General features: G+C 72.1%; 19 protein-coding genes. 11 read left to right on the forward strand and 8 right to left on the reverse strand.

Translation table 11 applies throughout. The features are described 5' to 3' along the window. Window positions 1-39: 39 nt before the first annotated feature. On the forward strand, window positions 40-1,464 hold the full coding sequence (locus ACFY8U_RS34550) for an MDR family MFS transporter (protein WP_389576091.1): 1,425 nt from the start codon (window positions 40-42) through the stop codon (window positions 1,462-1,464). Here the strand turns inward: ACFY8U_RS34550 and ACFY8U_RS34555 are convergent. The 3 genes from ACFY8U_RS34555 to mshA form a co-directional block, all read right to left on the reverse strand. Then, entirely contained in the window at window positions 1,454-3,091 is a 1,638-nt protein-coding gene (locus ACFY8U_RS34555) for a glycosyl hydrolase family 28-related protein (protein WP_389576092.1), read from the reverse strand. The two genes, ACFY8U_RS34550 and ACFY8U_RS34555, sit on opposite strands and share 11 nt — an antisense overlap. A 128-nt stretch (window positions 3,092-3,219) precedes the next feature. Then, window positions 3,220-3,732, reverse strand: coding sequence for a YbjN domain-containing protein (locus tag ACFY8U_RS34560; RefSeq protein ID WP_361754023.1), 513 nt, complete (start codon window positions 3,730-3,732; stop codon window positions 3,220-3,222). Further along, window positions 3,725-5,068: a D-inositol-3-phosphate glycosyltransferase gene (gene mshA / locus ACFY8U_RS34565; protein WP_389576093.1), complete on the reverse strand. Its 1,344-nt coding sequence runs from the start codon at window positions 5,066-5,068 to the stop codon at window positions 3,725-3,727. The genes ACFY8U_RS34560 and mshA overlap by 8 nt, the downstream gene beginning before the upstream one ends. Before the next feature lie 208 nt (window positions 5,069-5,276). Here mshA and ACFY8U_RS34570 point away from each other — a divergent pair, with 208 nt between their 5' ends. The 3 genes from ACFY8U_RS34570 to ACFY8U_RS34580 all read left to right on the forward strand — a co-directional run bounded on the left by ACFY8U_RS34570 (window position 5,277) and on the right by ACFY8U_RS34580 (window position 8,927). Beyond that, window positions 5,277-6,086: a class I SAM-dependent methyltransferase gene (locus tag ACFY8U_RS34570; RefSeq protein ID WP_389576094.1), complete on the forward strand. Its 810-nt coding sequence runs from the start codon at window positions 5,277-5,279 to the stop codon at window positions 6,084-6,086. A gap of 279 nt (window positions 6,087-6,365) precedes the next feature. Continuing rightward, entirely contained in the window at window positions 6,366-7,454 is a 1,089-nt protein-coding gene (locus tag ACFY8U_RS34575) for an NlpC/P60 family protein (protein WP_389576095.1), read from the forward strand. A 225-nt stretch (window positions 7,455-7,679) separates the two neighbouring features. Continuing rightward, window positions 7,680-8,927, forward strand: coding sequence for a fused response regulator/phosphatase (locus tag ACFY8U_RS34580; protein ID WP_361436910.1), 1,248 nt, complete (start codon window positions 7,680-7,682; stop codon window positions 8,925-8,927). Between the two features lie 62 nt (window positions 8,928-8,989). Here ACFY8U_RS34580 and ACFY8U_RS34585 read toward each other — a convergent pair whose 3' ends face one another. From ACFY8U_RS34585 to ACFY8U_RS34600, 4 genes are all read right to left on the reverse strand, one after another. After that, window positions 8,990-9,331, reverse strand: coding sequence for a DUF2516 family protein (locus ACFY8U_RS34585; RefSeq protein ID WP_361599054.1), 342 nt, complete (start codon window positions 9,329-9,331; stop codon window positions 8,990-8,992). Window positions 9,332-9,419: 88 nt separating this feature from the next. Then, on the reverse strand, window positions 9,420-10,016 hold the full coding sequence (locus ACFY8U_RS34590) for a hypothetical protein (protein WP_389576096.1): 597 nt from the start codon (window positions 10,014-10,016) through the stop codon (window positions 9,420-9,422). Window positions 10,017-10,044: 28 nt separating this feature from the next. Continuing rightward, window positions 10,045-10,473: a helix-turn-helix domain-containing protein gene (locus tag ACFY8U_RS34595; protein ID WP_389576097.1), complete on the reverse strand. Its 429-nt coding sequence runs from the start codon at window positions 10,471-10,473 to the stop codon at window positions 10,045-10,047. Between the two features lie 211 nt (window positions 10,474-10,684). Then, window positions 10,685-11,035 carry a winged helix-turn-helix transcriptional regulator gene (locus tag ACFY8U_RS34600; RefSeq protein ID WP_389576098.1) on the reverse strand — a complete coding sequence of 117 codons (351 nt, stop codon included), beginning with the start codon at window positions 11,033-11,035 and terminating at the stop codon, window positions 10,685-10,687. Between the two features lie 49 nt (window positions 11,036-11,084). Here ACFY8U_RS34600 and ACFY8U_RS34605 point away from each other — a divergent pair, with 49 nt between their 5' ends. The 5 genes from ACFY8U_RS34605 to ACFY8U_RS34625 all read left to right on the forward strand — a co-directional run bounded on the left by ACFY8U_RS34605 (window position 11,085) and on the right by ACFY8U_RS34625 (window position 16,303). Further along, window positions 11,085-11,984, forward strand: a complete 900-nt coding sequence (locus ACFY8U_RS34605; protein ID WP_389576099.1) for an NAD(P)-dependent oxidoreductase — start codon at window positions 11,085-11,087, stop codon at window positions 11,982-11,984. A 105-nt stretch (window positions 11,985-12,089) separates the two neighbouring features. Continuing rightward, window positions 12,090-12,575, forward strand: a complete 486-nt coding sequence (locus ACFY8U_RS34610; RefSeq protein ID WP_389576100.1) for a MarR family winged helix-turn-helix transcriptional regulator — start codon at window positions 12,090-12,092, stop codon at window positions 12,573-12,575. Between the two features lie 203 nt (window positions 12,576-12,778). Beyond that, window positions 12,779-14,236 (forward strand): MFS transporter, encoded by a 1,458-nt coding sequence (locus tag ACFY8U_RS34615; protein ID WP_389576101.1) that lies wholly within the window; start codon window positions 12,779-12,781, stop codon window positions 14,234-14,236. Window positions 14,237-14,684: 448 nt separating this feature from the next. After that, the gene (locus ACFY8U_RS34620; protein WP_389576102.1) at window positions 14,685-15,299 is read left to right on the forward strand and encodes a hypothetical protein; all 615 of its coding nucleotides are present in this window, start codon (window positions 14,685-14,687) and stop codon (window positions 15,297-15,299) included. A gap of 107 nt (window positions 15,300-15,406) precedes the next feature. Continuing rightward, complete coding sequence (locus tag ACFY8U_RS34625) at window positions 15,407-16,303, forward strand: hypothetical protein (RefSeq protein ID WP_389576103.1); 897 nt, start codon at window positions 15,407-15,409, stop codon at window positions 16,301-16,303. Here the strand turns inward: ACFY8U_RS34625 and ACFY8U_RS34630 are convergent. After that, a complete protein-coding gene (locus ACFY8U_RS34630; RefSeq protein WP_389576104.1) occupies window positions 16,228-17,025 on the reverse strand; it encodes a TetR/AcrR family transcriptional regulator in 798 nt (265 codons plus the stop codon). The two genes, ACFY8U_RS34625 and ACFY8U_RS34630, sit on opposite strands and share 76 nt — an antisense overlap. A gap of 67 nt (window positions 17,026-17,092) precedes the next feature. Between ACFY8U_RS34630 and ACFY8U_RS34635 the strand changes: the two genes are divergently transcribed. Next, window positions 17,093-18,139 (forward strand): ATP-binding cassette domain-containing protein, encoded by a 1,047-nt coding sequence (locus ACFY8U_RS34635; protein ID WP_389576105.1) that lies wholly within the window; start codon window positions 17,093-17,095, stop codon window positions 18,137-18,139. Next, window positions 18,132-18,875 carry an ABC transporter permease gene (locus tag ACFY8U_RS34640; protein ID WP_361436874.1) on the forward strand — a complete coding sequence of 248 codons (744 nt, stop codon included), beginning with the start codon at window positions 18,132-18,134 and terminating at the stop codon, window positions 18,873-18,875. The genes ACFY8U_RS34635 and ACFY8U_RS34640 overlap by 8 nt, the downstream gene beginning before the upstream one ends. Window positions 18,876-18,891 lie beyond the last annotated feature (16 nt).

Raw genomic sequence — 18,891 nt, forward strand, 5'->3', positions numbered from 1 at the left:
CCACTAGAGGGACTTACACATCACGGGGGCCGGCAACACATGTCCATCGACTCGCTCAGACGATCAGCGCGCGCGACCGTATCCGGGCTCCCCCGCGGATTCTGGTGGCTCTGGCTCTCCACCCTGGTGAACCGGACCGGCGCCTTCGTCCTCACCTTCCTCTCCCTCTACCTCACCCAGGAGCTCGGCCACTCCGCCTGGTTCGCCGGGCTCGTCGTGGCCCTCCACGGTCTCGGCGGCGTCGCCGGCTCCCCGCTCGGCGGCACGCTCACCGACAAGTGGGGCCGCCGGCCCACGATGGTCACCATGCACCTGGTGACGGCCTCCTGCGCCGTCGCCCTAGCCCTGGTCACCACCGCCTGGGGCGTCGCCGGCGTCGTCCTGCTGATGGGCGTCTCCATGCAGGCCGTCCGGCCGTCCATCCAGGCGACCATCACCGACATGGTCCCCGAGCACGACCGCCGCCGGGCCTTCGCCCTCAACTACTGGGCCCTCAACCTCGGCTTCGCCGTCGCCGCCTTCGGCGGTGGCGCCGCGATCTTCCTCGGCTACCGCGCCCTCTTCCTCATCGAGGCCGCCGCGGTCACCCTCTGCGCGCTGATCGTCTTCCTGCGCCTCCCCGAGACCCGACCCGAGGCCCGCCGCGACCCGGCCGGTGAGCTCGTCGAGAAGGACCGCGTCAGCGTCCTGGACGTCCTGCGCGACGCCCCCTTCCGCACGCTCGTCCTCCTCAACCTCCTCGTCTGCCTCGTCTTCACCGCGCCCTGGGTCGGCCTTCCCCTCTCCATGGCCGCGGCCGGTCTGGAGCCGGGTGCGTACGGCGCGGTCATCGCCGTCAACGGTGTCGTGATCGTCGCCTTCCAGCTGCTCGTCAACAAGATCACCGACAAGCGCTCCCCCGCGATGCTGCTCACCGTCTCCTCGCTGCTCTTCGCGCTCGGCACCGGCGCCACCGCGCTCGCCGGGACGCCGCTGGTCTTCGCCGTCACCGTCGTCGTGTGGACCATCGGCGAGATGGTCCACGTCCCCACCAACGCCGCCGCCACCGCCAAGCTCGCCCCCGAGCACGCCCGGGGCCGCTACCAGGGCGTGATGGGCATGTCCTGGGCGCTGTCCGGCTTCCTCGCGCCGATCCTCGCGGGCTGGGTCGTCGACGGACCGGGTCCGGACTTCCTCTGGATGGGGACGGGCGTCATCGGCGCCGTCGCCGCCCTCGGCTACTCCACCCGCCTCCGCAGGGTCCTCGACGAGGGCGAGGGGCAGGCCCAGGCCCAGGCCCAGCCCCAGGGCCAGCCCCAGGGCCAGGGCCAGGCCCAGGGCCAGACGATCACCGGCAAGGGCGGCACGGACGTCGACCCCACCGCCCTCGCCCCGGCCGCCCTCGACCCCGCCGCCGTCGAGCGCGCCCTCGCCGACAGCACCCCCGTGGACAAGACCCCCGCCGACAAGACCGTCAGCGCCTGAGCATCCGCTGCGCCTCGTACAGGTTCCGGGGGCGTACCGCCCCCGGATTCCCGTACGCCTCCACGCGCGCGTGGAGCTCCCCCGTGAAGTCCGGTACGTCGATCTGGTCGAACTCCCGCACCTCGCTGATCCCGACGGTCGCGCTGTACGGCGCGATCGTGTCGATCTTGACGAGGCCCGCCCGGCCGTTGGTCACCGTCACGTTCCAGTGGGTGAAGCGGGCCCCGTACAGCGGGCCGGCCGAGGCGTCGCCGCCGTGCCTCCCGTTGTTCTCGACCGTGATCTCCGTCCGTACGTTGGCGAACGGCATGCCCCGGTGCGTGTCGAAGGTGCCCATCTCCATCACGCCGCGCGACCAGACGTTGTAGCTGGACAGCCCTTCCACGTTGATGCCGTGGAGCTGGGTGCCCGCCGGTGCGGGGACCGTACGGGCCGCGATGCGGAAGTCCTCGATCAGATTGTCGTGGGCGCCCTCGCGGCAGAAGTACGGGTGATGGGAGCCCCGCCCCTCCACCCGGGTGCGCCGCAGGGTGACGGCGGAGGCGGCGACGAGACCGAAGCCGTTGTCCACATGCCGTACGACGACGTCCTCGGCCCAGCAGTCGTACGCGCACTGGAAGGTGACGCCGTTGTAGCCCTTGTCGAGGAGGTGGGGGGCCTGGGGTGTCTCGACCGCCTCCAGGGTCAGCCCCTCGACGCCCGCGTCCGTCAGCGGCTCCGCGAGCGTCGTCAGGCGGGGGTCCCACTCCGGGCGGACGTCCAGCGGAAGGGGTCGTTCGAGGGTCACCTTCCGGCCTCGTACGGCCACCACGCGGACCGGCCACTCGTACGGCACGTACGACGTCAGCTTGGTCTTGTCGTCCCAGTGGTACGCCTCCGGTCCGGCCCCGCCGCCCGCCATGTGCTCCAGGAGCGTGTGGCCCGCGTCGTCGGCGAGACGGAGCAGGACGAGCTGTCCGCGCCGCACGGCTGACGGGTCGTCGACCGTCACGGACCAGTCGCCGCGCCGGCCGGGGCGGACGGTGGTCAGCGTCTCCCACTCGTCGCGCCGGTTGCCGGTCCAGCCCTCGAAGGGCCAGGCGCGGTCGCGGATCGCGGCGACGAGGGAGGCGTGGCGGGCGTGCGGGGCGAGCCAGATGAGGCCGCCGGCCCAGGACCAGGAGGACTTGTCGCCGCCGTAGCGCGAACCGTAGGGGCCGATCAGCTCCGTGAGGTGCTTCGTGGCGAGGAGTCTCGTCCGCCCCGAGCCCGCGCCGCGCAGCACGACGCCGCTGTGACCGATGTGGAGGAAGTCGTCGATGCGGTACGTGCCGGGCGGGACGAGCACCGTGCCGCCGCCGCGCTCCCCCGCCTCGGCGAGCGCCCGGTTGATGGCGGCGGCCGAATCGGCGGAGCCGTCGGGGGCCGCGCCGTAGGACAGGACGTTCGCGACGACGGGCGGGCGGGGCCGCCGGGTGGCGCCGCCGTGTGCGCCGGAGCGGCCGATGTAGGGGATCTGGGGGTGGGTGTACGGGGAGTCGGCGTACTCCTTCCAGAGCGGCGTCGGCCCCGCCGGCCGGAAGCCGGTCGTGGCGGCCACCCCGACCGCCACCGCACCTCCCACGAACTGCCTTCTGCTGATTCCCATGAGCCCGCCTTTCATGGATGTGAACGCCATTCATATGCGCGACGGCGGCGAGCATGGCACGGCCACGGCGGGTACGGAAGGGGTCGTGCAGCGCCCTACGGCGTCGCGCAGCTACGAAGGACCGGCGGTCAGTTCGCGGGCTTCTGGGTCAGATGCGTGAACGCGTCGAGGTTCCGGGTCGACTCGCCGCGCGAGACCCGCCACTCGTACTCGCGCCGGATCGCGCTCGCGAAGCCGAGCTCCAGCAGCGTGTTGAAGGAGCCGTCCGCCGCTTCGAGGACCGAGCCGAGGAGACGGTCCAGCTCGTCCGGGGTGACGGCGGCCAGCGGCAGCTTGCCGGTCAGATAGATGTCGCCGAGGCCGTCGACCGCGTAACTCACTCCGTACAGCTTGAGATTGCGCTCGAGAAGCCAGCGGTGGACGCCCGGCTCGTTCTCGTCCGGGTGGCGGATGACGAAGGCGTTGAGGGAGAGGGAGTGGCGGCCGACGCGGAGCGAGAGGGTGGTGAAGAGCTTGCGCGTGCCCGGGAGTTTCACCACGTACGAGCCCGGTTCCGGTGACTCCCACTCCAGCTCGGCGTCCTTGAAGGTGTCCTCGACGACCCGACGTACGTCCGCAGCCTGCTCAGCTCGCTCAGCCATGGAGCGAGCGTACGCGACGGCGATGATCGTGCATCGCCGCCGTGTACACGTCCGACGTGCCCGAGGCCGCCGTGTCCCAGCCGAAGAACTCCGCGTGCCGGGCCGCCGCCGCGCCCATCCGGGCGGAGAGCGCCGGTTCGGCCACGAACCGCGCGAGCGCGCGGGCGTAGTCGACCGGGTCGTGGCCCGGGACGAGGAAGCCGGTGACACCGTCCCGTACCGCGACCGGAAGTCCGCCCACCGCCGCCGCGACGACCGGGGTCCCGGCCGCCTGCGCCTCGATGGCGACCAGGCCGAAGGACTCGCTGTACGACGGCATGACCAGCACCGATGCCGCCCGGAACCAGTCCGCGAGCCGGTCCTGGCCGACCGGCGGGTGGAAGCGGACGACGTCCGCGATGCCGAGCCGGGCGGCGAGCTTCTGCAGCCCTTCGGGCTTGGCGAGGCCGCTGCCGCTCGGCCCGCCGACGATCGGTACGACCATGCGCGAGCGCAGCGACGGATCGCGGTCCAGGAGCACGGCCGCGGCACGCAGCAGGATGTCCGGGGCCTTCAGCGGCTGGATACGGCCTGCGAAGACCGGGATGAAGGCGTCGGCGGGCAGCCCGAGCCGGGCGCGGGCGGCGGCCCGGCCGTCGGCGGGGCGGAAGTGGTCCAGGTTCACGCCCGGGTGGACGACGGCGACCTTTCCCCGCTCCGCCTCGTAGAAGCGGACGAGCTCGTCGGCCTCCTCGGCGGTGTTGGCGATCAGCCGGTCGGCGGCGCAGACGATCTGCGTCTCGCCGATCACGCGGGCCGCGGGCTCGGGTGTGTCGCCCTCGGCGAGCGCCGCGTTCTTGACCTTGGCCATGGTGTGCATGGCGTGGACGAGCGGGACGCCCCAGCGTTCGGCGGCGAGCCAGCCGACGTGGCCGGAGAGCCAGTAGTGGGAGTGGACCAGGTCGTAGTAGCCGGGGCGGTGGCCCGCCCAGGCCCGCATCACACCGTGGGTGAAGGCGCAGAGCTGGGCCGGCAGCTCCTCCTTGGCCAGGCCTTCGTACGGCCCGGCGTCCACATGCCGTACGAGCACGCCCGGGGCGAGCTCGACGGACGGGGCGAGGCCGCCCGTGGTGGCCCGGGTGAAGATCTCGACCTCGATGTCGATCGCGGCCAGGCGCTTGGCCAGCTCGACGATGTAGACGTTCATACCGCCCGCGTCGCCGGTGCCCGGCTGATGGAGGGGCGAGGTGTGGACGCTGAGCATGGCCACCCGGCGCGGGGTCCGGTGACGGCCGGGGAGCCGGAGCCGGGACGGCGTCGCCAGGGAGCCGGCGAGCCGGGACACGTACTGGCTCACGTCGACGGTCCTTCCGCTGAGGGGGATAGCGGGCCTTGAGGTGGTGCGGGACTTGCAGGTGAAGCGGCCTTGCGGTGGTGCGGGCACGGCAAAAGGGACGCGCACCGCGTCCTTCACGCCGCACAACACCGGAATGGCGCCATCCATTTCCGTTTTGCCAATTCATTGCCGTGTCGGCACGGCATGGAGCGCCCCGTACCCTCGTCCCATGGCCCCGCGCACCACCCCCACCCGCCCCGTCGGCACGGCCACCCGCGGGACCACCAACCCCAACCGGCTGCGCCGCATGGACCGCTGGATCGCCGCCGTCCACGGCGCGGCCCTGCGCCGCTCCCCCGAGCCGCCCGTCGCCGTCGACCTGGGATACGGGGCCGCCCCCTGGACCGCCGTGGAGCTCCTGGCCCGGCTGCGGACCGCCGACCCGCGCACCGAGGTCGTCGGCATCGAGATCGAACCGGCCCGGGTCGCCGCCGCCCGCCCGTACGAGCGCGAGGGCCTCACCTTCCTGCACGGCGGCTTCGAGGTCCCCGTCCCGGGCGAGGTCGCGCTGATCCGGGCCGCGAACGTGCTGCGGCAGTACGACGAGGACGAGGTGGCCGCCGTCTGGGAGCGGCTCCGTGCGCGGCTGGCGCCCGGAGGGCTGCTCGTCGAGGGGACCTGCGACGAGATCGGGCGCCGCCATGTGTGGGTCGCGCTCGACCGGAGCGGGCCGCGGACCGTGACGTTCGCGACCCGGCTGGGCTCGCTCGACCGGCCGTCGGACCTCGCGGAGCGGCTCCCGAAGGCGCTGATCCACCGCAATGTGCCGGGCGAGCCGGTGCACGCGTTCCTGCGCGACTTCGACCGGGCGTGGGCGGCGGCGGCTCCGTACGCCTCGCTCGGCGCGCGGCAGCGCTGGATCCGGGCCGTACGCGACCTGGCGGCGGACTGGCCCCTGACGGACGGGCACCGGCGGTGGCGTCAGGGTGAAGTGACGGTCCGCTGGGAGGCACTGGCACCGCGCCGACCGCACACCTGACGGCGCGCCCGGCCAACCCCTCCTCCCCCGCCCGCCGTCGCCTCGGCCGGAGATCGTCCACCCGTCGTCCGAGCGGCCATCCGGGCGCCAACTGCCGGTGAATTCACGGCAGGAATGGAACGCAACACCCACCTCACTCGTCCCCTGTGGGGGAAAGTGACCCGACAGGGCCCGGTATCCCCTGTTGCTTTCACGTTTCGCGTGGCACTATCGCCAAGGTCACCACTAAGTTACTGACGGTAAATCAGATACCGGTGCGGGCCGTACGAGGGGGAGCTTGTGAACCGACGCCGCTGTGTCAACGCCGCGATCACCGTGGTCTGCGCCCTGACGGTGCTGGCCTCACCCGCGCTGACGCTCCAGGCCTCGGCGGCCCCGGCCGCGCCGAAGGCGGCCCCCGCGGCACCCGCGGCCCCTCTGCCGCCCACCGCTCCGAAGAAGACCCTCGAAGAGGTACGCAAGGAGATCGACGGCCTGTACCGGAAGGCGGCCGCCGCCACCGACGCGTACAACCTCGCCGAGGAGCAGACCGAGGAGCAGTCCGCCGAGATCGTGCGGCTGGCCAAGATGATCGTCGCCGGGCGCGAGAAGATCGACGCCCTCAAGGCCCAGGCGGGCGCGGCGGCCCGAGCCCAGTACCGCAACGGCGGGCTTCCGGAAGGCGCCCAGTTCGTCCTCACCGACGACCCGCAGCTCTTCCTGGACAACGCCGGCCGGCTCAAGGAGGGCCAGAAGGCCACCAAGGACCTGCTGGCCGAAATGACCGTGACTCAGGCCCAGTTGACCGTCTACGCCAAGGACGCGGGCACCAACTGGACCAAGCTGGAGGCCAACCGCGTCAAGCAGGCCACGGCGAAGAAGGACATCGAGGAGAAGATAGCCGCGGCCAAGAAGCTCGAGTCCGAGCTGGCGGCCGAGGAGCGGGAGCGGCTGCGGCGCCTGGAGGAGCAGGAGCAGTACCGGGCGCAGACCGCCTGGCTGGACACCGGCGTCCTCAAGGGCCTGAGCGACACGGCGACGCCGCAGGGCAAGCGGGCGGTGGAGTTCGCGACGGCGCAGATCGGCAAGCCGTACGTCTGGGGCGCCGAGGGCCCGGACTCGTACGACTGCTCCGGGCTGACCCAGCGCGCCTGGGGCAAGGCCGGCCGGAACATCCCGCGCACCTCGCAGGAGCAGTGGCGGCTGCTGCCCCGGGTGGACATCAAGGACATGCGGCCGGGCGACCTGATCGTCTACTACCAGGACGCCAGTCATATCGGGATGTACGTCGGAAACGGGGCGATGGTCCACGCGCCGCGCCCCGGACGGAACGTGACCCTCGCGGGCGCGGGCTCGATGGAGATCCTGGGAGTCGTCCGCCCGGCGTGACCTGCACCACCGGAGGGACATCTTCCGGACGCCGTCCGGCGTGATGTTCGTCATGGCCTCGCGGGCAACAACCTCCCCATGCGCGGCATATGCCAAGGGACCATCGGTGCTCGTACCGTGATCGCCATTCCGCTGCCCGGTGCCGTACCGCTATGGTCCCCGTCTGGCGGGACGTCGTTCGTCGCCCCGCCGCGCCCTCGGGGGGAGGGAAGGAAACCACGACCGATGCCCGTACCCGTACCGCGCCAGAGAATCGTCTCTGCTGAGGCGCCCGGCGCTGTGCCCGCTGCGACAGGCACCGATCTGACCCTGCTGGTCGTCGAGGACGACCCGGCGGGTGCCCTTGCCGTACCCGAGATGCTCGACGACGTCGACGGGACCCGCGTCCGCATCCGTACCGCCCGGAACCTCACCGAGGCCGAACGGCTGCTCACCGACGACGTGCACTGTGTCCTGGTCGACCTGGCCCTGCCCGGACCCCGCGCGGCAGGCGACGACACGCTCGCGCCCCTGCGCCACATCCTGCGGCTCGCGCCGCGCCACGCCGTCCTGGCGCTCGCGGCCTCGGCCGACGCGGAGCTGGCGGCGGAGGCCGTACGGGTCGGCGCGCAGGACCATCTCTTCCGCGAGGAGCTCGACGGCCGGCTGCTGAGCCGGGCCATCCGGTACGCGGTCGAGCGCAAGCGGGCCGACGCGGTGCAGGTGAAGCTCACCGAGTCCCGGCTGCGGGCCCAGGAGAACGCCCGGCTGGAGCGCGGACTGCTCCCCACCCCGCTCCTGGAGGGCTCCGACCTGCGGTTCGCCGCCCGCTACCGGCCCGGCCGCTCCCGCGCGCTGCTCGGCGGCGACTTCTACGACACCGTCCGCACCCCCGACGGCACGGTCCACGCAATGATCGGCGACGTGTGCGGGCACGGCCCCGACGAGGCTGCGCTGGGCGTGGAGCTGCGCATCGCGTGGCGGGCGCTCACCTTCGCCGGCCTGTGCGGCGACGAGCTGCTCTCCACGCTCCAGCGCGTCCTGGAGCACGAGCGGGAGAGCGAGGAGATCTTCGCGACGCTCTGCACGGTCGACATCGCGCCCGACGGGCGCCGGGCGGGCCTCTGCCTGGCCGGACACCCCGCGCCGCTGATCGCCCGCAAGGACCGACCCGCGCGGCTGCTCCCGTACGAGGACGGCGGCCCGGCCCTCGGCCTGCTGCCGCGTGCCCGCTGGCCACGGCGTCAGGTGGAGCTGGGCGGGGCGTGGAGCCTGCTGATGTACACCGACGGTCTGATCGAGGGGCGCTCGGCGGGCCCCGGCTCGCCGCGGCTCGGCCAGGACGGGATGGTCGAGATGATCAACCGGCAGCTGGCGGAGGGCCTGCGGGGCGAGGAGCTCCTGGAGGCGGCGGTGACGGAGGTGCGCTCGCTGAACGGCGGGGAGCTGACGGACGACGTGGCGGTCCTGGCACTGGAAAGGGCCCGGGGATAGCCCCGGGCCCCTTGGGTCCGCCTGGTTCCGCTTGCGTCCGTAGGAACGGACGACGTACGGCGCTAGCGGCCGCCGTTGTAGGGACCGTACGGACCGTCGCTGCTCGACCCGCCACGCCGGCCGCCGCCCCCGCCGGAGACCTGCTTGATGGCGGGCCGCACGTCGACCATGAAGACGATCGCGGCGATGACGCCGGCGATCTGCAGGAAGAACATGTCCAGAACCAGGTTCAGGACGAGGTTGATACCGAGGATGATCAGCCAGAACTTCTTGGTCTGCTTCTCGGCCGCGCGATACGCGTCCTCGCGTGCCATGGCGGCGAAGACGAACGAGACGACGGCGAAGCCGAGGAAGACCAGGTCCGTCACCAGGGAGAGACCGAGGTCGAATCCGTCGCGCAACATGTCTGAACCGCCTAGGTAGTGATGTGGGCCCTCGCGGCCAAGGTACCCGGTACGACGCACCGGACACCCTGATCGGCGCCCCGGGGGGTTACTTCTCGGTGGCGGAGACCGGCTTCTTGGCGGGCGCCTTGCGGGCGGTGGTCTTGCGGGCGGACTTGGACGCCTCGGGGGTCTCGCCGGTCCCGGCCGTCTTGGCGGCGGGCACCTGGACCTTGGTCTCGTCCTTCTTCGCCTCCGGCGCGGTGGCCGGCTCCGGCTCCACGACCACCGCGATCTCGGTGATCTCGTCGGCCACCTCACCGCGCCACGCCCTGACGGCCTCCTCGCCGTGGGCGGCGACCTCCTCGTACTTCTCGCGCGCCTTGACCGCGTACTCGGCGGCCACGCCGACGCTCCGCAGGGCCAGGTCCTGGGCGGTCTCGCCGATCTTCTTCAGGTCGGTGTCGAGGGTGCCGACGACCTCGGCGAGCTTCGACTGCACGGTGGCCTGGGCCTCCTTGGCCCGGCCCGTGACCTTCTCCTGGACGGCCTTGGGGTCGGTGTTGCGCACGGCGTCGATCCGCGCGGGAGCCTCGGCGGCGATCTGCTCGATCAGGCCCGGGACCTTCTTGGCCTGCTGGACGGCGAGGTCGGCGGTGCCGGCGGCGAAGTAGAGGGGGGTACGCAGTTCTTCGATGATGGCCATGGTGGTGGTCCTCCCGGATGTGTACGTACTAGCTCGGGGTGGGTCCGGCTGTGGCGCCGGTGGCATCTGCGGTGCCGGCGGTGTCGGCCGCCTCCGCGGCCTCGGCGGCCTCGGCGGCGTTCTCCTTGCGGAAGGAGTCGTAGATCTGGAGCAGCACCTGCTTCTGCCGCTCGTTTATCGAGGGATCGGCCAGGATGACGGCGCGCGTCTCCAGCTCGTCCCGCTCCTTCTCGTCGAGGATTCCGGCCCGCACGTACAGCGTCTCGGCGGAGATCCGCAGGGCCTTGGCGACCTGCTGCAACACCTCGGCGCTGGGCTTGCGCAGACCGCGCTCGATCTGGCTCAGATACGGATTGGACACCCCCGCGGCCTCCGCGAGCTGCCGCAACGACAGCTGCGCGGTGCGCCGCTGCTCACGGAGGTACTCGCCAAGATTGCCGACGTTGAGTGATGCCATGCCCGTGACGATGCCATCCGGCGCTAACTATTGCAAGCAGGCGCTTGCAAGAGTGTCGCGCCTCACCGCACGTGTCGCCTGTGGTCGTCTGCCCGCCGTGTAGCCACTTATTTGTGGGTACTTGGCGGCGCGCGGCGACCCGGCGAACCTTGTGGAGGGCGGTCGCGGGGCCGCCGGATCACGGGACGGGACGGAGTGGCGGCGCGATGGGTCAGGAGACCGAGCGGGCCTCGGTGAGTCTCTCGAGGCGGCGGTGCCCCCAGTCGGAGAGGGGCCCGAGCACCTCCGAGAGCTCCTTGCCGAACTCCGTCAGGGAGTACTCGGTCTTCAGCGGAAGCGTGTCGTACACCTCCCGGTGCACCAGGCCGTCGGTCTCCATCTCGCGGAGCGCCTGAGTCAGCACCTTCTCGCTGAGGCCGGGCAGGACGCGGCGCAGCTCGCCGGGGCGGCGCGGACCGGATTCCAGCTGCCAGAGCAGGGCCGTCTTCCACTTTCCGTCGATCACGGCGATCGCGGCGGTCACTCCGCAGACGTTCGTGTCCTGGGCACGACTGCGCGTCATTCTCGCCCCTTTTCTCACGGATTCTCACTACTCACACAGGAGTTGGACCATGTCATCGGAGACCGATCAGTCCTCCGTCACGGTACTCGGCCTCGGGCCGATGGGCCGGGCTCTCGCGGCCTCGTTCCTGGACGCCGGGCTGCGCACCACCGTCTGGAACCGGACACCGGGGCGGGACCGGGAGCTGGTCGCGCGGGGCGCGGTCGGCGCCGGTTCGGCCGAGGAGGCGGTCGCGGCGAGCGGGCTGACCGTGGTCTGCGTCGTGAACTACGACGCGGCGGACGCCGTCCTGCGGCGCGAGGCGGTCACCGGCGCGCTCAAGGGTCGTACGGTCGTCAATCTGACCGCCGACACGCCGGCCCGGGCGCGGTCCACGGCGGCCTGGGCGGCCGAGCACGGCATCCGCTACCTGGACGGCGCGATCATGACGCCGACGACCACCATCGGCACCCCGGACGCGGTGTTCCTCCACAGTGGCCCGGAGGACCTCTACCGGGCGCACCGGCCCGTTCTGGACGCTCTCGGCGGTACGCACACCCATCTCGGCGAGGAGATCGGCCGGGCGGCGGCGTACGACATCGCGCTGCTCGACATCTTCTGGACGGCGATGGCGGGCTACGCCCACGCCCTGGCGGTCGCGCGGGCGGAAGGCATCACCGCCCGGGAGCTGGCGCCGTTCGCCCGGGGCATCGGCGCCATCCTCGCGCCGGCCTTCGGAGAGGACGGGGCAGAGGTGGACGACGGCACGTTCTCCGGCGAAGGCAATCCGATCACCTCGGCGGCCTCGTCCATGGCGCACATCATCGAGGCGTCCGAGGCGCACGGCATCGACGCCGGCGTGATGCGCGCGGCCGAAGGCCTCGCCCGCCGCACCATCGGCCTGGGCCACGGCACCGACGGCTTCCTCCGGATCACGGAGCTGCTGGGCCGCGACCGGAAGGAGGGGTGAGGCTGCCGGCAACGGGCGGGTGAGCCCGTGGGCAGGGGCCGGGGGGAGCCTGTCGTCCGCTTCCTGATAATCCGCTACGGATCGAGCGGGCTTACCCTGGCTGACATGACAGCCATGGCACCCACACGCACCGAACCGGACCTCTCCTTCCTCCTGGACCACACCAGCCATGTCCTGCGGACACGGATGACCGCGGAGCTGGGAGAGATCGGGCTCACCCCCCGTATGCACTGCGTCCTCGTGCACGCCCTCGAAGAGGAGCGCACCCAGGCGCAGCTCGCCGAGATCGGAGACATGGACAAGACCACGATGGTGGTCACCGTCGACGCACTGGAGAAGGCCGGGCTCGCCGAACGCCGGCCCTCCAGCACCGACCGGCGGGCGCGGATCATCGCGGTGACCGAGGAGGGTGCGAAGGTCGCGGCGGAGAGCCAGAAGATCGTCGACCGGGTGCACGAGAGCGCCCTGGCCTCGCTTCCCGACAAGGAGCGCGAGGTGCTGCTGCGCGCCCTGAACCGCCTGGTCACCGGACATCTGGAGACACCGGTCGAGGGTGCGCGGCCGGCCCGTCGGGCGCGCCAGAAGGGCTGACGGGCCGGGCCGCCGAGCCGCGCCGAGCCGCGCCGAGCCACCCGCCGATCCACCCGCCGCTCCACCTGTCGATCCCCCCGCCGATCCACCACCGAGCCGCTCATCGATCCACCGTCGATCCTCTTCGATCCGTAAAAGATAGTCTGCAACGGAACTATCTGCTACGGTCTTTTCTGTTGCCTCCGTCGAACAGGAGAGACCCCATGCCTGCCACGTCCGCCCCCTCCCGCTCCCGCTCGCTCGCTCTCGGTGTCCTGGCCACAGGAATGCTGATGACGATCCTCGACGGCAGCATCGTCACCGTCTCCATGCCGGCCATCCAGAGCGACCTCGGCTTCACCCCGGCCGGACTCAGCTGGGTCGTCAACGCGTATCTGATCGCCTTCGGATCACTGCTCCTCCTGGCCGGCCGCTTCGGCGATCTGATCGGCCGCAGACGGATGTTCCTCGCGGGTACGGGGGTGTTCACCGCCGCCTCGCTGCTCGCCGGCGTCGCCGCCTCCCCCGGCGTTCTGATCGCGGCGCGCTTCCTCCAGGGCGTCGGCAGCGCGATGGCCGCGGCCGTCAGCCTCGGCATCCTCGTCACGCTCTTCACCGAGCCCCGCGAACGCGCCAAGGCCATCGCCGTGTTCAGCTTCACCGGCGCGGCCGGCGCCTCCATCGGACAGGTGCTCGGCGGGGTCCTCACCGACGCGCTCACCTGGAACTGGATCTTCTTCATCAACCTCCCCATCGGTCTCGCGACCCTCCTCGTCGCCCTCCGCGCCCTGCCCACCGACCGCGGCCCGGGCCTCAAGGCCGGCGGCGGCGCGGACGTCCTCGGCGCGCTGCTCGTCACCGCCGGTCTGATGGCGGGCATCTACGCGGTCGTCAAGATCGAGGAGTACGGCGCGGCCTCGGCCCACACCCTCGGCCTCGGCGCGCTCTCGCTCGCCCTCCTCGTCGGCTTCCTCGTCCGCCAGGCCAGGACCGCCAACCCGCTGATGCCGCTGCGGATCCTCCGCTCGCGCAGCGTCTCGGGCGCCAACCTGGTCCAGATGCTGATGGTCGCCGCCCTGTTCTCCTTCCAGGTCCTGGTCGCGCTCCACCTGCAGAAGGTCCTCGCGTACGGCGCCGCCGAGACCGGTCTCGCGATGCTGCCGGCCGCCGCGGTCATCGGCGCCGCGTCCCTGGGCGTCTCGGCCCGCCTCAACGCCCGCTTCGGCGAGCGCGCCGTCCTGCTCACCGGGCTCGCGCTGCTCGTGGTGATGCTCGGACTGCTCGCCCGGATCCCCGTGCACGCCTCGTACGTCACCGATCTGCTGCCCGTGATGCTGCTGGCGGCCGGTTTCGGCCTGGCGCTGCCCGCCCTGACCTCGCTGGGCATGTCCGGTGCGAAGGAGGAGGACGCGGGGCTGGCCTCGGGCCTGTTCAACACCACCCAGCAGATCGGCATGGCCCTCGGGATCGCGGTCCTCTCCACCCTGGCCGCCGCCCGCACCGAGGCGCTGACCGGGGCGGGCCGCCCCGTCGCCGAGGCCCTGACCGCCGGCCACCGCCTGGCGTTCGCCGTCGGCACCGGGCTCCTGGTCGCCGCCTTCGTGGTCGCCTTCACGGTCCTGCGGCAGCCGAAGCGGGGCCACGAGGCGACCGAGGACCGGGTCGCGATGCCCGTCGCGTAACGGGGTGCGGCCCCGGCCAGGAGGAGGCTCGTCGAGCACGAGGGCCCCGAGCGCCACCGAGTCCACCGGCGGACAGCCGGCCCTCGCGACGCTCGTCGGGCCCTCTTCGGCGATCCACGGGTGATCAAGGCTCCGCGTGGCACGCGTGTCAGCCGTTCCGGTCGTCGCGTTGACCCGGCCGGGTGCCGGGCCGTGCGCGTCCCGGCGAGGCGTAGTGGAGTGGGGTCGATGACCGGGTGATCCCCGGGAACGGACTCCCGGGTCGTCCCCGGCGCGGGCTCGCCGACCGGCCCACGACACGACCGACAGGGGACGAAACGACGTGAGCCGACACCATGGTCCCCAGTCTCAAGGGCCGCCGGAGCCGCCAGAACCGCCGGAGCCGGCCCAAGGGGCGCCGCCGGGCTCACCGCAGGGGAACCCGCCCATCGGCGAGCCGCGCTGGCCGATGGCCGCCGCCGTCGTGGCCGCCATGGTCCTCACCCTGCTGCTCCCCGACGACCTGCGCATGGCACCCATCTGGGTGCTGCCGTCCATCGAAGGACTGCTCCTGCTCACACTGATCGCGGGCGACCCGGGCCGGATCGACCGCCGCTCCTCCGCGCTGCGCGCCGTGTCCATCGCCCTCGTCTCCGTCCTCGCGCTCGGCGCCGTCTGGTCGACCGTCCAGCTGATCGACGACATCGTCCACAACGGGCGCGAGACCGCCTCCGCCACCAGCCTGCTCCAGACCGGAGGCACCGTATGGGCGGGAACGGTCCTCGCCTTCGCCCTGCTGTACTTCGAACTCGACGGCGGCGGTGCCGCCGCCCGCGCCCACGGCATGCCCCCCACCCCGGCGCTCGCCTTCCCCCAGCAGCTGACCCCCGGACTCGCCGCGCCCGACTGGCGCCCCCGGTTCGTCGACTACCTCTACCTCGGACTCACCAACGCCACCGCTTTCAGCCCGACGGACGTCATGCCGCTGGCGCCCTGGGCCAAGATCGCCATGGCGGTCCAGTCCCTCGTCTCCCTGGTCATCCTCGGCCTTGTCGTCGCCCGCGCCGTCAACGTGCTGACGTAGCCGTGCCCGCCCCGTGGTGCTGACCTGACGGCGCAAGGCGCCCACCCAGCGCCGGACATACCGGTCGATACAGGGAGCTTTCCTCACACGAGGGATACAGTCGGCTGGTGGCGGGAACGAAGGAGCACTCCGAAGGAGCGGGACCGTTCACGACCCGGGTCACCTGGCGGCCCGAGGGCGGAGGCACCGCGGTCTGGGAGTCGCGCGTGGCGCGCAAGCGCGCCCTGCTGACCGTCCATGCCACGGGCGAGCCGGGGCCCCGGGCGCGAACGGCGGACAGCGTCTCGGTCGGCCGGATGCGCCGGCTGAACGCCATCGCCGCCGGCGCGTTCACCGTCGGTGGCGCGCTCTTCGCCCTCGGCGCCGGGCTGGCCCAGTTCGGACCGGGCGACATCACGAGCGCCTGGATCTACTTCACCGGCGGCCTGTTCTTCAACACCGGCGGGTACGCCTCGCTGCTCCAGGCGATCAACACGCCCGACCGGGACCACCAGGCGGGTCGGCTGGCCGCGCGGCGCTGGCGGTGGTGGAGCTACGAGCCGGGCCGGATCGACTGGCTCAGCACCTTCGTGCTGTTCGCCGGCACGCTCGTGTTCGGCATCAATCTGGTGGGCTCGCTGCTGCACGGGCTCTCCGTGCAGCAGGTCAACCGGCTCGTCTGGGCCCCGGACATGGTCGGGTGCATCCTGTTCCTGATCTCGGGGCACCTCGCGCTGGTCGAGGTCTGCCACGGCCGGCCACGACTGCGCACGCAGGACCTCGCCTGGTGGATCGTCTCGGTCAACCAGCTCGGGTCGTTCCTCTTCATGGCCTCGGCGGTCACCGCCTTCACGCGGCCCTCGACCGGGGACCTGGTGAGCGTCACCGTCGCGAATTGGGGCACGCTCACGGGTGCCGCGTGCTTCAGCGTCGGCGGAGTGCTCCAGTTCTACGAGCGCCCGTCCCCGTCCACCAGCAGCGCGACCCCGTCGAGGATCCGGGCGAGGCCGAAGCGGAACTCGTAGTCCGGCTCGTCCGCCTCGTCCATCACGCCCGAGTCCAGCATCCGCGCCACCGCCGGATAGCGGTCCGGGTCGGCGAGCCGCCGCAGGGTGTGGCCGTAACGGGAGAGGACTTCCTCCGGGGTCTGCCCGCTCGCGCCGATGACCGCGCCGATGTCGGCCATCATCAGCGCCTCGTTGCGGATGAAGCCGCCGACCAGCATCACCACCGAGACCTTGGTCCCCTCGTCGAGGCCCGTGCCCTCCAGGGCGACCATGGCCTGTTCCCACCAGGCGACGGTGTTCGGCGTCGCGGGCGGGCCGGAGAGCGGGATGCGGAGCATCCAGAGATTGCGGTGGTAGACCTCGCGGATCGCCCAGGCCCAGTGCTCGATGCCCTCGCGCCAGCCGGTGCCGGGCGGGAGCGGGGCGGGCGGGGCGCCCGTGGCGACGTCCTGCATCAGGACGTACAGCTCGCTCTTCGCCCCGACGTAGCGGTAGAGGGACATGGTCGAGACGCCGAGCTCCTTGGCGATCCGCCCCATGGAGACCGCGTCGAGCCCCTCCGCCGTGGCGACGGCGACAGCCGTCGTCACGATCCGGTCGAGGGTGAGCCCGGGCTTGGGGCCCTTGGAGGGGCGTTCGCGCAGCCCCCAGGCGGCCTCGATGCTCGCGGGCAGGAAGGTTCCGCCGCCCTCGCCCTTGTCGTCCGCCACCGCATCCGCCCTTCTTCGCTTGACGGCCATCCTAGTAATGCGTAACCCTTACACAGTAACGCGTAAGGCATACGCAGTACTGATCCCAGGGGGACCCATGCCATCCGCCGTACCGCCCGCGCAGCCCGCCTCCCCGCCCGCGCAGCCCGGCTCTCGACCCGCGCAGCCCGCCTCCCCGCCCGCCGTACCGCCCGCGCAGCCCGTCCTCGCCCCGGCCGCCATCGAAGCCACCGGCCTGCGCAAGGCCTACGGGACCGTTCCCGTCCTCGACTCCCTCGACCTCCGCGTCGACCAGGGCACCGTCTTCGCCCTGCTCGGCCCCAACGGCGCGGGCAAGACCACCACGGTCCGCATCCTCGCCACCCTCACCGCCCCGGACTCCGGCCACGCGCGCGTGGCCGGGTACGACATCGCCACCGAGCGGTCCCGGGTGCGCCGCGCCATCTCCCTCACCGGCCAGTTCGCCGCCGTCGACGACATGCAGACCGGCGCCGAGAACCTGCGCATGATGGCCCGGCTCTCCGGCCTCCCCCGCCCGGCCGCAGCCCGCCGCGCGGCCGAACTCCTGGAACGCTTCGGCCTCTCCGACGCGGGCGGACGCCTCGCCAAGACGTACTCGGGCGGCATGCGCCGCCGCCTCGACCTCGCCGCCGGACTGGTCCGCGATCCCGGCGAGACCGCGGTGATCTTCCTCGACGAGCCGACCACCGGCCTCGACCCGCGCAGCCGCAAGGAGCTGTGGGACGTGGTCCGCGCCCTCTCCGACGGCGGTACGACGGTCTTCCTCACCACCCAGTACCTGGAGGAGGCCGACCGGCTCGCCGACCGCATCGCCGTCATGGACGCCGGCCGCATCGTCGCCGACGGCACCGCACAGCAGCTCAAGGCCCGGTTCGCCGACCACCGCCTCGACCTCGTCCTGCGCGACCGGGAGAGCTACCTCCGGCTCGCGGACCGGGCCGTCCACCACGACGCCGAGGCCCTCACCCTCGGCGTCCCCACCGACGGCAGCGCCGCCCAGGTCCGGGCGCTCCTCGACGAACTCGACCCCGGCCGCACCGACATCGTCCGGTTCGCCCTGCGCACCGCGACGCTCGACGACGTCTTCCTGACGCTCACCGAGAAGGAGCCCCTGAATGTCTGACGCCCTCACGATGACCGGCCGCGGACTCCGTCTCGGCCGCCGCAACATCGACGCCGTCATCACCTCGATGCTGCTGCCGATCATGCTGATGCTGGTCTTCGTCTACTTCTTCGGCGGAGCCATCGACACCGGCACGCGGTACGTCACCTACGTCGTCCCCGGCGTCCTCATCCTCTGCTCCGGATTCGGCTCCGCAGGGACCGCCGTCGGCGTCAGCGAGGACATGAAGGGCGGGATCATCGACCGGTTCCGCTCGCTCGACATCGGCGGCACGCCGATCCTCGCGGGCCATGTCGGCGCCAGCGTCGCCCGCAACCTGGTCGCCACCGTGCTCGTCCTCGGCGTGGCCTTCGCCATCGGCTTCCGGCCCGCCGCGACCCCGCTCGGCTGGCTCGCCGCGCTCGGCCTGCTCGTCGCCTTCATCACCGCGATCTCCTGGCTCTCCGCGGCGCTCGGACTGCTCACCCGCACGCCCGAAGCGGCGGGCGGGATCACGTTCTTCATGATGTTCCTGCCCTACCCGAGCAGCGCGTTCGTCCCGATCGAGACCATGCCGAGCTGGCTGCACGGCTTCGCCGAGCACCAGCCCGTCACCCCTCTCATCGAGTCGATGCGCGGCCTGCTGCTCGACCAGCCGGTGGGCAACACGCCCTGGATCGCGCTGGCTTGGTGCGCCGGGATCATGGCGACGGGCATCGCCGCGTCCGGGGGCCTGTTCCGCCTCCGTACGAAGTGACCGTACGCAGGCGGCA

The sequence above is a fragment of the Streptomyces sp. NPDC012508 genome, from assembly GCF_042902595.1.
Classification (GTDB): Bacteria; Actinomycetota; Actinomycetes; order Streptomycetales; family Streptomycetaceae; genus Streptomyces.

Coding starts and splice junctions, on each gene's coding strand:
- ACFY8U_RS34630 (WP_389576104.1), bottom strand. CDS start 17,025: ATGGCCGTCAAGCGAAGAAGGGCGGATGCGGTGGCGGACGACAAGGGC.
- ACFY8U_RS34595 (WP_389576097.1), bottom strand. CDS start 10,473: ATGGCATCACTCAACGTCGGCAATCTTGGCGAGTACCTCCGTGAGCAG.
- ACFY8U_RS34635 (WP_389576105.1), top strand. CDS start 17,093: ATGCCATCCGCCGTACCGCCCGCGCAGCCCGCCTCCCCGCCCGCGCAG.
- ACFY8U_RS34555 (WP_389576092.1), bottom strand. CDS start 3,091: ATGGGAATCAGCAGAAGGCAGTTCGTGGGAGGTGCGGTGGCGGTCGGG.
- ACFY8U_RS34605 (WP_389576099.1), top strand. CDS start 11,085: ATGTCATCGGAGACCGATCAGTCCTCCGTCACGGTACTCGGCCTCGGG.
- ACFY8U_RS34570 (WP_389576094.1), top strand. CDS start 5,277: ATGGCCCCGCGCACCACCCCCACCCGCCCCGTCGGCACGGCCACCCGC.
- ACFY8U_RS34620 (WP_389576102.1), top strand. CDS start 14,685: ATGGCCGCCGCCGTCGTGGCCGCCATGGTCCTCACCCTGCTGCTCCCC.
- ACFY8U_RS34610 (WP_389576100.1), top strand. CDS start 12,090: ATGACAGCCATGGCACCCACACGCACCGAACCGGACCTCTCCTTCCTC.
- ACFY8U_RS34585 (WP_361599054.1), bottom strand. CDS start 9,331: ATGTTGCGCGACGGATTCGACCTCGGTCTCTCCCTGGTGACGGACCTG.
- ACFY8U_RS34580 (WP_361436910.1), top strand. CDS start 7,680: ATGCCCGTACCCGTACCGCGCCAGAGAATCGTCTCTGCTGAGGCGCCC.
- ACFY8U_RS34590 (WP_389576096.1), bottom strand. CDS start 10,016: ATGGCCATCATCGAAGAACTGCGTACCCCCCTCTACTTCGCCGCCGGC.
- ACFY8U_RS34560 (WP_361754023.1), bottom strand. CDS start 3,732: ATGGCTGAGCGAGCTGAGCAGGCTGCGGACGTACGTCGGGTCGTCGAG.
- ACFY8U_RS34550 (WP_389576091.1), top strand. CDS start 40: ATGTCCATCGACTCGCTCAGACGATCAGCGCGCGCGACCGTATCCGGG.
- ACFY8U_RS34615 (WP_389576101.1), top strand. CDS start 12,779: ATGCCTGCCACGTCCGCCCCCTCCCGCTCCCGCTCGCTCGCTCTCGGT.
- ACFY8U_RS34640 (WP_361436874.1), top strand. CDS start 18,132: ATGTCTGACGCCCTCACGATGACCGGCCGCGGACTCCGTCTCGGCCGC.
- ACFY8U_RS34600 (WP_389576098.1), bottom strand. CDS start 11,035: ATGACGCGCAGTCGTGCCCAGGACACGAACGTCTGCGGAGTGACCGCC.